The organism is Staphylococcus gallinarum (genome assembly GCF_029774255.1).
Lineage (GTDB): Bacteria > Bacillota > Bacilli > Staphylococcales > Staphylococcaceae > Staphylococcus > Staphylococcus gallinarum.
On record NZ_CP069082.1, the window covers coordinates 96,290 to 109,535 of the forward strand.

Consider the following 13,246-nt stretch of genomic DNA (forward strand, 5'->3'; position numbering starts at 1 on the left):
TTTCATAGAAATTATAGCTTCTTATGTCTATAAAACCACAACTTCAAGGAATAATGAAACATTTTTCCATATATTATCATCATTATGCTATTCATAATATTTGTTTTATACAAGTAAAATAAACTTAAGTTATTTGTAAGCGTTTTATATTATTTGCTAATAGAGGTGAATGTGATGGATAGACATTTAACAGGTATGCAAAAGTTTTCTTTTGGTTTTGGTGCAATTGGTAAAGATGCGATATTTAATATCGTTAGCGTATTTTTAATGTTTTACATAACGGACATTGTCGGGTTATCACCAGCATTTGTTGGCGTAATGTTATTTGTTGCACGTATATGGGATGCAATTAATGATCCAATAATGGGGATGATTGTTGATAATACGCGTAATAATTTCGGTAAATTTAAAACGTGGTTAACTATCGGGACGCTAGTGAATGCAGTCATTACAGTACTGTTATTCACTAATTTTGATTTACCTCAAAGTGCAATGTATGTGTATATTTCGGTCTTGTATATTTCCTGGGGAATGAGTTACACGATGATGGATATACCTTATTGGTCATGGTTACCAAATTTAACGCATAATCCTAGAGAGCGTGAGGAAGTTTCAGTAATTCCTAGATTTTTTGCAAGTTTAGCTGCATTTACAGTAGGTACATTTGGGTTGTTTTTTATTCATAAATTAGGAGATTTGTTTGGAAAAGGCAGTGATTCTGTAGGAATATTTGTCTTTGCAATTATTTGTAGTGCTGTCTTTATTTTTACAATTGCTGTAACGATTATAAAAGTACCTGAGGATAAAGAAATGGAGCAGCAAATTGGAATAAAGGTGAACTTTAAAGATATTGGGCGTATTTTATTTAAAAATAAAGAATTACTAGCCATTATGGGTGTATTACTTACTTTTAATCTATGTATGCAAACATTAAATGGATCGATTATATATTACTTTAAATATGCGGTTAATGCAGAACATTTATTTTCTATATTCAATTCAATGATTTTATGTGAAATGGTTGGTTTGTTATTTCTTCCTAGATTTATAAAATGGGTGGGAAGAACGAAAGCATTTAATACAGCAATTATCTTAATTGTTACCGGTTTAGCAGTTATTTTAATAGCTGGATTTATTATTCCAAAGTTTACGATTCCAGTTATTATTGGTGCCGGTTTATTAAGAGTTGGTTCAGGATTTATGACAGGTATAACAACTGTTTCATTAGCCGATGTTATTGATTATAGCGAGGTGAAATTTGGACAGAGAAATGAAAGTATTATTACATCGACTAATACGTTTTTAACAAAGGCTTCACAAGCTATTGCTGCTTTGATTGTAGGAATGGGATTAACCATTTTGGGTTATACGCCGAATGAATCACAAACAGCACTTACAATTAATGGATTGAGAGTAATGATTATTGTGGCGCCTGTCATATTTGTGTTTCTAGCGGCATTTTTATATCACAAAGCATTTAATTTAAAGGGCGATTTTTTAAAGGATGTAGAGCAAACACTCTATTACAAACGTCAGAGAGAACATAATGAACGTATGAATAAGGAGGATGCTAAAGATGTTACAACAACAGTATCATGAAAATTTTGAGGTGCAACATATAAATAAATTACCGAGACGTGCTTTTTATATTCCATTTCAACAAGGGGAATCATCGTATCGTCTTGAAACGAGATATCAAACAGCAAATGTTACTTTATTGAATGGTGACTGGCAATTCGACTATTATGAAACGTTCGATAATTGTTTAAATCATTTGTTTAAAGAAACGAAAAAGGAGTTACCTGTGCCATCGGTTTGGAACTTATATGGCTTTGATCAATTGCAATATTTAAATACGCAATATCCAATACCATTTGATCCGCCATACGTTCCTATAAACAATCCTTGTGGGCGATATCAACGTAAGTTTGAAATTGAACAATTTAGCGATGTTAGTGATTATCACTTGAACTTTGAAGGTGTAGGTAGTGCTTTTTATGTATGGATTAACAAGCAATTTGTGGGATATAGTCAGATTGCACATTCAATATCTGAATTTGATATTACTGAATATGTACATGAGGGTGTTAACGCAATCGAAGTAATTGTATTAAAGTATTCAGACGGAACATATTTTGAAGATCAAGATATGTTTAGACATTCAGGTATATTTAGAGATGTGTATATTTTAAAAAGAGCAAAAGCGCGTTTGAATGATTTCAAGATCGAAACTATTGTAGATAATGAATCAAATACAGCAACTATAGCAGTGGACTTAATAGATAAACAACATTTAGAAAATGTTAAATTATCACTATTTGATCCTGCGGGGAGTCTTATATCTGAAAATATCGTTAGTGATTATTGCAAATTTAAAATAGATAAACCACTGTTATGGTCTGCAGAAAGTCCGTTACTCTATTCATTAATGATTGCCACAAATGATGAAGTGATTACGCAAAATATTGGTATACGCCAAGTAGAAATAAAAAATAATCAATTTTATATTAACGGCCAATCTATTAAATTTAGAGGCGTGAACTATCATGATAGTGATCCGAATACGGGTTATGTAATGAGTGAAATACAATTTGCCAAAGATATGAAACTAATGAAACAAGGTAATTTTAATGCGATTAGGACGGCACATTATCCGAAATCTCCTTTATTTTATGAGCTGACCGATAAATATGGATTTTATGTGATGAGTGAAGCAGATATTGAAACCCATGGTGTGGTTCGACTATATGGGGAAGATAAGAATGAGCATTTCAATATCATAACTGACGATCCTAAATATCAGCAATCTATTATTGAAAGAATAGAAGCATCAATAGTTCCAATAAAGAATTATAGTTCTATCGTATCATGGTCTATGGGCAATGAGTCAGGATTCGGTATTAATATGGTTAAAGGTCTAGAACGTGCCAAGCGTTTGGATAGTACAAGACCTTTACATTATGAAGGAACGCATTATCGAAATCGCGATAAGCAATATGATTTATCTAATGTTGACATGATCAGTAGAATGTATCCTTCTCCTGATGAAATAGAAGAGAAATATTTGAAGAATGAGCATTTAGATAAGCCATTTATCTTGTGTGAATACGCGCATGCAATGGGTAATTCACCTGGGGATTTACATGCATACCAGGAACTGGTTGAAAAATATGATAGCTTTATCGGTGGCTTTGTTTGGGAATGGTGTGATCATGCGATTCAGACTGGTGTCAAAAATGGCGAAGCGGTATTTAGATATGGGGGAGACTTTGGCGAAAAGTTACACGATGGTAATTTTTGTGTGGATGGTATTGTTTCTCCAAATCGTATACCACATGAAGGGTACTATGAATTTAAATATGAGCACCAGCCTTTAAAAATAATTCAGCAACAAGGTGAATATTTAACATTTAGAAATCAATTAGATTTTACAAATATTGAAAATTATTTATTAGTTGAAGCTATAATTACAAAATTAAACGGTGATAGAACAAAAGTGGCAATTCATTTTGAAAACTTTGAACCACATAGTGAGCAGGTGATAAATCTATCAAATTATGTAGATTGTTCTAATGTGAGTACTGTGATTTTTAAATATAGTTTATTGAATGATGAACTGCTTCGCTCACAATATTTTGAATTAGGGTATGAGCAAATTATCTATAAGAGAAGAAATATTGAATTAGAAAGAAATAATCAAAGCCACATAGAATACGAAGAATTAGAGCGACAAGTTAATATATCTGTTCATGATTGGATCTATAGCTTTGATAAGGAAACGGCGAATTTAACTTCAATAATAAAATCAAGAAATATTATCTTAAATGAACCTACAAAAATTAATTTATGGAGAGCACCAATAGATAATGATGTTCAAATTGTATCTGACTGGAAGTATGCAGGATATGAAGATGCCTCGACACGTGTCCGTGATTACCAAATTCGAGAAAGTAAGAATGAGCTCAGTCTTAAATTTGATATTGTAGTCGTTAATGATGTTGTACCACCGATTCTTTGGGGCACACTGACTTGGACAATAAATCATGAAGGGGTATTAAAGGTGGATTACCAGTTAGAAAAGAATGACCTTGCACCATTTTTACCTAGACTTGGCATGGCTATTACACTTATAGATCGATATGAACAGTTAAGTTATTATGGCAATGGTCCATATAGTAGCTATAGCGACAAAGGTGTCGCAACATATTTAGATTATTTTAATACGACGGTTACAGAAAATGGAGATCAGCACATAAAACCTCAAGAGACAGGTAGTCATAACAATACTACATTTATGCAAGTTACAAATGGTATAAATAAAGTGATTGTAACGAGTGAGCAACCATATAGTTTTAATGCGAGCCACTATTCATTAGCAGAATTGACTCATAAAAAGCATAAAGATGAATTAGTCGAAAGTAATCATACGTATCTATATATAGATTATGCACAGAGTGGTATCGGATCTAATAGTTGTGGTCCTGAATTAATAGAAGCGCACAGATTGAACGAAAAAGAAATTAAATTTAACTTTGAATTGAGATTTGAATAGTAAAATAAAGCAACAGAAACATAATGACACTAAACATTAAAATAGAGAGTTTAATAAAACATCTACGTATGATTCAATTCAATCAAAGTGACGAGAGTGTTTACATTTAAGACTCAATAATTGTAGTAATGTCATTGGTATACTGTTGCTTTTATTTTTAACAATATTGATTTACATATTGTTTAAGTTTGATTAATGCATAATGTATATTTTCTACTGTTTCATAGGCAAATGATAGGCGAACAGTATTATATTTACTGCCATAGATATAACCAGGATTAATGAGGATATTCTCTTTATTTATTAAATCAAAAAAGACTTGTTTGATATTAATATTTTCATTAAAAGTTACCCAAATGAAAAATCCACCTTTTGGTACTGTCCAATTTGCAATTTGAGAAAAATGCTCAGCTAAAATTTCTATCATATAATCTCGCTTTTCTTTTAGTTTGCTTCGTAGATGATTAACATGGTCGTCAAAATCACCATTCTTAAGAAGCTCATAGATAACCATTTGAGACAAAATACTAGAGCCATAATCACTTTGCATTCTTATATCAGCTAGTTGCTCAATGACTTTTTCTGAAGCTACTATCCATCCAATACGAAGTGCAGGAGCTACAGATTTTGAAAAACTACTAATATGAATTATATTTCCACTTTTATCTAGAGACTTCATAGATGGTATAGGACTTGTTGTGAAATATAAATCTCTATATATGTCATCTTCTATCACAGGTATATTATGAATTTGGCAGTATTTTATTATATCTTTTTGGGTTTCTATCGGTAAATACGCTCCAGTTGGATTATTAAACGTAGGTTCAATATAAAGTGCGCCCTCAGTTGTAAATGAATAATTATCGATAATATTTTTAAAATCATATAAATTATTATATGGAATCCTTACTTTTTTCATATTGAAACTATCAAATACATGCGTTGATTCAATATAAGATGGTGAATTAAAAAATATTGTAGCGTTTTGGCTAAGAAATCCTGTTGTTAATAATTGAATGGCATGTAGCGATCCAGAAGTTATTAAAATATTATCAAAACTAATATCTATACCATCTTCTTGTAGTCGTTTGGCGATTAATTTACGTAAATTTAGATAACCATAACCATTATTGTAACCAAAGGATAAGTCTCCGATGTACTTAGATACAGAAATCATAGCTTGTTGTAATTTGATTTCAGGAATTAAGTTCTTTCCTAACTCCCCTTTACTTATATGTATAAAATTTGAATCTGTCTCAAGTTTGTTTATTAGTTGTACTGTGTATTCACTTCTTGATTTAGCAGACCATTCCATTGACTGTGCCCAGTTATTAAAGGTGGAATGATTATTTAAATAATCATTTACATATGTACCACTACCTTCTTTAGTGAAAATAAAGGACTCAGATTCTAATAATTCAATACTTTTTATAATTGTTACTCTATTTACATTGAATTGTTCGGCTAACTTTCTGTGAGAAGGGATTTTCATTCCTATGAACCAATCGCCGTGTAAAATTTTATCACGGATATATTTAGCAATCATTTTATATTTGATATTAATCACCGCCTTAAAATTGGTTGGGTTTTTTTAGTATGAATTGGTTGTGCACTCGTGATGATTGTTTGATTAATATTAACACAAATTAATTATAAAGGTGTGTTAATATTGAATGGTTTTAAAGCTAAATTTAAAGTTAATCTAGCATTTAGTATTACTATATTATTATGGGCATCAGCATTTCCAATAATAAAAATCGCATTACAAGACTTCAGAGGTCAAAACTTGGCAGCGTTACGTTTACTTGTGGCTTCTACAATTTTATTAGTATATGCAATTATTAAAAAGTATCCAATTCCAAATTGGAAAGATTTGCCTGTAATTTTACTTTTAGGATTTTGTGGATTTACTGTTTATCATATAGGTTTAAGTTACGGTGAATTATTTATTAGTTCAGGAGTAGCTAGTTTATTAGTGTCTCTTACACCAATATTTTCAGCGTTATTAGCAAAGTACTTTCTTAAAGAACGTTTTACAATTATTGGATGGTTAGGATCTTTAATTGCTTTTCTCGGCATTTTGTTTATTACTTTTGGAGAAGATGAGAAATTAAGTGTAATGATAATTGGCGTTGTATTAACCCTTTTAGCTACAATAGGTGAAAGTATATATTTCACATTTCAAACAAAATACTTAAAAAAATATGGGTTTATTCCGTTAACAGTGTATACAATAATAGGGAGTAATATATTTACTATTATTTTTATTCCAAATGCTTTATTTGAACTAGGTCAAGCTAATTATTTTTCTATCATTTCTGTTTTATATTTAGGTGTTTTTCCTACTGTATTACCATATATTGCGTTAGCGTACACGATACAAAAAGTTGGTGTGTCAGATGCAACAATATCTCTTTATTTGACACCTGTAATCTCTATTATTTTAGCTCATTTAATAATAGGTGAATCACCCACTATTATTTCAATAGTAGGTGGTGCAATTACTTTATTAGGTGTTTCAACTATTGTCTTTAAGGAAAAGTTTTGGATTGTGATAAATAGCATAAAATCCAATTCCTAAAATCAATTTTATACTATACAATTTAAATACATTTTAGATTGGGTGATAATTGTGAAATTTATAAAAATATTTGGAATGCTTATTTTAGGGTTATTGATTATGGGGATAACTCAAGGCTTAGCTTCGATTTTTGAGGACTTAATACCGTTTTGGGGAATTGGAGTTATTGTATTTGCGGTAATTTATATTCTTTTAGCGTATTTCGTAGTGAAGTGGGTTATTGTAAACCTATTTAAAGAAAGTTTATATGTTTATAGGATTACTAAACCACGCTTTAATAAATTGTTCGTTTTATGTGCGATATTATTACCTGTTTTAGTTTATGGTGTTTATATATTATGTATACCCGGTGAATTTTTCACTCCAAATTTCACTTCTCAAAATGAATATTTTAGAAGTGTTTTTTGGGTAGTATTTGTGAATGGAGTTGCAGCAGCAATTGTTGAGGAAATGATTTGTCGTGGTTTACTTATGCGTTATATTCAGCGAAAGACTAATATTTTTGTAGCAATATCAATAACGTCAATATTTTTTGCAGTTATACATATCTTTAATGGTGCGCTTTCTATGTGGAGTTTGGTCATGTTATTAGTCAGTGGCATATTAGTTGGAATTATGTTTGGTTTAGCAACATATATATTTAATTCAATTTGGGCAAGCATTTCTATACATTTATGTTGGAATGTTAGCCAATTAATATGGATAACTGACCATAAGATAGATGATCAACCGTTACAATATGTTTTAACTTCTAATAATATGTTGGTAACGGGTGGTGAATTTGGTTTTGAATCATCACTGATTAGTATATTAGGATATAGTGTGATTATAATGATATTAATAGTAATACATAAGCAGAAATTAAAGGGTTTAAAGATAAATTGAACTAATTTGCCGTGAAAATACTCAATAGGAATCATATTGATTTATTTGATTGTTTCTGGTGATGATTTTGAGAGAGATGCATATTGAATTCGAAGGTGGAAGAAGTACTTAATTAAAATGAATCAAGAATACGAAATTATAGTAAATAAAAAGCTAGTAAATGAATTTGTAGAAACTCATTTACTAGCTATATTTATAGCTTTATTTTTGTCATCATTGCTTATTCTTTACGATTTTTGGATTTTTTTAAGTCTATTTGTGCGACGAGTGGGTCATGGTCGCTTGCGCGTCCAGACATGTCGGTGAAGTCGCTATTTACATGTACTGGGTCAAGTTTTGTACTATCTACTAAATTATTTGATACTAGTACATGATCAAGTGCTTGAGAATTCCCTTGATAAACATATGAGTAACGGTATTTTTCAGGAACTTTATTCATCATATCTGTCATGTTAAAGCTTTCTAGTGTTTTGATTGGTTTTGACCATTGGAAATCATTGTAATCACCAACGGATATAATGTTTGCTTGTGGATTATCTCTTTGTACTTGTTCTATGAAGCGGCCAACTGCTTTAGCAATCTCTACTCGTTGGTTTTCACTTTGTAATACGGGTGGTTGTTGACTACCAAATAATGGCATATCACCATTTTTTGAATTCCAATGATTTGCTAGCATAATAACCTGTTCACCATGAAATTTAAATTGAGCTGCTAATGGTTTTCTTGAATCATCAAATGCTGGATTATGTGGGTCTATACGTCCAGGATTATGTGAGAGGTTGCCATCTTTATATGATACGGCTGTATCCGCGTCCCCTGGCTTAATTGATTTATCATAATGTACACGTTTTGGATTATATAGGAATCCAACTCTAATGTTGGCGTTAGGCTGACCGCCGTCTTCATTCATATCTGGGTCAATATTTAAATATTTGTACGAAGGTCCTCCAGCTTCTTCGATTTTTTTAATTAAGCGTTCATATGATTCGTTGGCTTCTGGTCCGCCGGCATTGGGGCCGTCATTATCTTGAACTTCTGTCACTCCGATAATATCTGGATTCTTCATATGAGTTGTAATGCCTTTAGCAATTTTTTCTGCTTTATCTTCGGTAGTGGATTGTTGATTATTAGAAAAATTTTCTAGATTGTAAGATGCAACATTTAGTTTTTGTTTGTTTGACTCTATCGTTGTGGGCTTTGGTTGAGTGTTGCCTTTAACGTGTGCTTTTTTCATATTATCCAAGTCTACATTAATTTTATAATTAGAGTACCCGTAGTTTACATAACCAATAATTGGTCCTTTAAAATAATCTCCTGTGGCAACATCAAAATCACGTGCAGCATCATTATCATACATTTTAAAAGGGATGCGCTCCCCATGTGAATTATTTTCGGTCAATCGTACGCCACCATTTTTAGTTTCAGCAGGTTGATTGTCTAATACGGTAAAGAGTTCTCCGTGTTCCTGTGGTCCAACGCTTCTAACATCTCCAGTTTCTACACGCATACCTTCTAACGATTCCCAGTAATCTATTGCATATTGATTACGATCAAATGTATTGAACTGGTCATTTGCTGAGACTTTCGTTGGTACATTTTTTATTTTATAAGGTTTTGGTAATGATTGGTTTGAAGATTTTACAGTAATTTTACCGCCTTTATCATCACGCGCATTAATTTGTGTTACAGGTAAGTCAGTTTTCTTCTTTTCACTATAACCATCGATATAATATTCGTCGACTGTACCGTTCACTTTTACTAAATCTCCAATTTTTGTATTGTAATCTTGATTACCTGTATAAACGATAAGACCTTCAGAAGTGTTTGGATTATTATCCTTTTTATTATCTGGAGTTTGAATATGTAAGTAGTGGCCACCATTCAATTTATATTTATAGGTTACTATGCCTTCTACGTTTTCTACTTTTTTGTCATCATAAGGTGATGTATGACCTTCCCCTTGGATATCATGAATCGCTATGTTTTTAGTAGCTTCTTTTTGTGTGTTTTCTGTTGCTGCTTGTGTAGTTGTCGTTGCAATGGCTGACATGGCTAAGATTGAAATGAAACTAAATGCAGTTTTAAACAAAATAATACCCCCTTCAGTGTTAATACATTAATAGTGTAACAAAGCAGAGTAAGCAATATTGTAAAATTTTGATAAATTTATGTTAAATGAAAAATAAGGATGACTTATAATTCAGTTTAATCTTTTTAGTTGAATTGTATTATTTTGTAAATACTTAAAAGCGAGTAGAAAAAAGTAGCTGATTTTATTAAAATTGATATATACATATTTTGAAAATTGTTACATAAACTATTTATTAATTGAAGGAGCGTTTGATATGATTAGTCGAACTGCGGAAAGAGTACTTACGTGGATTGGAATTGTCCTACATGCACTATATTTCTTAATATTTGCTGGACTTTTAGTTGCATTAAATCTAAATGCGACAGAATTTAAGCAAAGTATGTTAGATAATGAAACGACAATGGAAGATGCAAGTGGTTTATTTTTCATTACTAATGCATTTTTGATTACAGTGGTAATTATCGCTTTAATAATGTTAGTATTGGGAATTTTATCTGCTTTATGGATTGGGAAAAAGAATAAACCAGCTGGTGTTATTTTAATCGTCATTGGGGCCTTATCACTTTTTGGTAGTCCATTAATCGGAGTGTTATGGATTGTAGCAGGCATCATGTTATTAGTTAGAAAGCCTAAACCTGAAGATTATCATAATAAGCAAAATTCATTTGAAACATTTGAGCACCAGGAAGAATCAGATTTTGAATCTAAAGATGAATTACAGAGCATAAATAATAATGCTAACAATAATCAAAAACAAGAAGATCCTTATAAGTGTTAAAAATTATACAGATTTGGTTTGAACATTCACGTACCAGCGAAAAGGGCAGTTTCTATTGAAAGTAAGATAGAAATTGCCTTTTTATTTTATTAAATAATACGAAATTTCTTCGCTTTTTTTTGAGTTCTTAATTTATAAGAAATCAGTTTTGTTTGTAAGAGGAATGGTTGTCTTAGAACAGATACTTCAAGCTGACTGTCTAGATAAATATGGAACTATTCATGAACTCTAGGTGAGTGAGTAACACCAATACGATGTAATAATATAATGAGAGCCACCTCAAAATGATTTAATTTTTTGGGGTGGCATTTTTAGGATGTATATCTGCAATTATATTTATAAGCTATGATAATAGTTGCTTTTTATTTTCTTTTAATAGTAAGGAAGAAATAAGACCGATGATGAGTAAAGCCCCAGCTAAATAGAATCCGGTAGCCATTTTTCCTGTCATATCTGTTAAGTAACCTGTTAGATAGGGTGCTAAAATCGAGGCAGTCATTCCGATAAAGTTATAAACACTAAATGAAGTTCCAAGCGCATTTTTCGGGGCATTGTCTGCAACTACAGCGATTAGTACTGGATTGGTACTTATTTTACCTACAATTCCATAACCGATTAAGGCAAGGTATAATATCCATATATTATCGAACAAAACGATAGAGATGGTGAATAGAAATGCTAATGGCAACATTATAAGTAACACAGGACGTCGTCTACCTAATCTATCTGATAACCAACTAAAGAACAGTGATCCAGGTATTGCTGCCCATGGTACTAGTGAAGCAACAAACGCAACTTGTGCACCGTTAATACCACGTTCAGTTTCTAAATAGAATGGCAGCCAAGTGATAATCATAAAGAAGCCGTAAATCGAACAGAATATGATGACATACGCAAGAAGTAGATTTCGATTTTTAAAGAGACTACTGAACTGAAATTTTGTTTCTGTCGTGGTTGGGTCGACTAATTGTGTTTTTGGTCGTTCCTTAATCACGGTATACATTAGAAAGGCTAGGATAAGAATAGGTATGGCAATTATAAAGAATGGTATATGCCAATTCATACCAAATTCATGCACGGTATAGCTAGAAATAAAGTATCCGATAGATGTACCAAAGGCCATCCCACTATTAATAAGTGCGCTACCCAATGTTATGTGTTGTTTAGGTATTGCTTCTGATGATAGTGCGTATTGTGGACCATAAAACATGCCTTGGGCAAGGCCGACAATGAGCCAAGCAATCATAAATAATAAGAATGTAGGCATGATCCCTGTAATTGCTGTAGCTATACCGAAAATAATCATACTAGGGATCAGTATTTTTTTACGTCCAATTTTGTCGCCTAATATCCCTGAAGGAATTTGGGTCACTGTATAGCCGATGAAAAAGATACTCATAATGAGTCCGAGCTGGGCATTATTTAATGTAAATGTATCTTTAATATTTCCCATTATAGGATTAAGTATAGTACGGGCAGCGTAGATAACGAGCCAACCCAACGTGAAAATGGATACCAATTTAATCCAATAATATTTACTAATTGGTGTTGATTCTTGATGCATAATTTAAATACTCCTCTCAAATTTTCAAACTACTATGTTTAATCATACCTTTTTATGTTGTGTGTAACCTTGTATGAAATGACAAAAAGTATTGATGATTTTGAGTGGAATTAACATGAAATAGTATTAAATATTTGAACATAAATAGTATGGCGTTACGTTGGATAGAATTTAATTTGTAAGGATAATAATGGTTGGAATTGTTGATATATCAATAGTTTGTCACTACCTTCAGTGTTCGGACAGACAAACCGAAGACTTACCAATATGTACTTAATGTAAGTTGTGTCAGGAAACTAGAATTATATTTTGGAAAGTCCTCAAACCTGTTGTATTTTAGGTTAAATCATAAAATATCTGACTTGATATAAAGCAATCCTTAAAAATGTTTATGTGTTATTTTTGTAAGTCCCTCGTTAACTTTAAAAATTTTGTGCTTGCTATCTGTAATACCAAGTTGAATTAATCTTTGGGTATGCATTGTTAAATAGCTTTGAGCATCTTGTTCTGTTGTAAATGCGTAAATTCCCCCAGCTTCTTGTGCATTTTCATTTTCTGTCCAAATTTTCCAAAGAAACCCTGGTTCTTTAGTGATTGACCTCGCTAATTCTGAAAAAGTTTCAGTCATTTCTATACCGAATGGACCTGTTATAGGGAAATCTATTTGTAGAATATAAGTCATCGTAATGAGCTCCTTTATTAAAATTTTAAACTACTTGTTCATGTGTAATTAAATGGTTAATAAGCATTAGTAAATGCTAATCATACATTATATAAGGACCCTTTTAGAAACA

At 31.6% G+C, this 13,246-nt stretch carries 9 protein-coding genes; 5 read left to right on the top strand and 4 right to left on the bottom strand.

Translation table 11 applies throughout. The features are described from left to right. Positions 1–174 precede the first annotated feature (174 nt). Both melB and JN168_RS00435 read left to right on the top strand, forming a co-directional pair. Positions 175–1,599, top strand: a complete 1,425-nt coding sequence (gene melB, locus JN168_RS00430; RefSeq protein WP_279526046.1) for a melibiose:sodium transporter MelB — start codon at positions 175–177, stop codon at positions 1,597–1,599. Further along, a complete protein-coding gene (locus tag JN168_RS00435) occupies positions 1,577–4,552 on the top strand; it encodes a glycoside hydrolase family 2 TIM barrel-domain containing protein (protein ID WP_279526047.1) in 2,976 nt (991 codons plus the stop codon). Before melB ends, JN168_RS00435 begins: the two co-directional genes overlap by 23 nt. 157 nt (positions 4,553–4,709) lie before the next feature. Here JN168_RS00435 and JN168_RS00440 read toward each other — a convergent pair whose 3' ends face one another. Continuing rightward, positions 4,710–6,098 carry an aminotransferase-like domain-containing protein gene (locus tag JN168_RS00440; protein ID WP_326219905.1) on the bottom strand — a complete coding sequence of 463 codons (1,389 nt, stop codon included), beginning with the start codon at positions 6,096–6,098 and terminating at the stop codon, positions 4,710–4,712. A 114-nt stretch (positions 6,099–6,212) separates the two neighbouring features. On the opposite strand from JN168_RS00440, the gene JN168_RS00445 reads away from it, so the two are divergent. Beyond that, a complete protein-coding gene (locus JN168_RS00445) occupies positions 6,213–7,133 on the top strand; it encodes a DMT family transporter (protein WP_279526049.1) in 921 nt (306 codons plus the stop codon). 51 nt (positions 7,134–7,184) lie between these two features. Continuing rightward, a complete protein-coding gene (locus tag JN168_RS00450; protein WP_279526050.1) occupies positions 7,185–8,018 on the top strand; it encodes a CPBP family intramembrane glutamic endopeptidase in 834 nt (277 codons plus the stop codon). A 220-nt stretch (positions 8,019–8,238) separates the two neighbouring features. Here the strand turns inward: JN168_RS00450 and JN168_RS00455 are convergent, their stop codons facing one another. Beyond that, positions 8,239–10,068: a DUF8508 domain-containing protein gene (locus JN168_RS00455; protein ID WP_279526261.1), complete on the bottom strand. Its 1,830-nt coding sequence runs from the start codon at positions 10,066–10,068 to the stop codon at positions 8,239–8,241. Positions 10,069–10,363: 295 nt separating this feature from the next. Between JN168_RS00455 and JN168_RS00460 the strand changes: the two genes are divergently transcribed. Next, positions 10,364–10,888 (top strand): DUF4064 domain-containing protein, encoded by a 525-nt coding sequence (locus JN168_RS00460; RefSeq protein ID WP_279526051.1) that lies wholly within the window; start codon positions 10,364–10,366, stop codon positions 10,886–10,888. 343 nt (positions 10,889–11,231) lie between these two features. Here the strand turns inward: JN168_RS00460 and JN168_RS00465 are convergent, their stop codons facing one another. After that, complete coding sequence (locus JN168_RS00465; RefSeq protein ID WP_279526052.1) at positions 11,232–12,452, bottom strand: MFS transporter; 1,221 nt, start codon at positions 12,450–12,452, stop codon at positions 11,232–11,234. A gap of 379 nt (positions 12,453–12,831) precedes the next feature. Then, positions 12,832–13,134: a monooxygenase gene (locus JN168_RS00470; protein ID WP_279526053.1), complete on the bottom strand. Its 303-nt coding sequence runs from the start codon at positions 13,132–13,134 to the stop codon at positions 12,832–12,834. Positions 13,135–13,246: the final 112 nt, after the last annotated feature.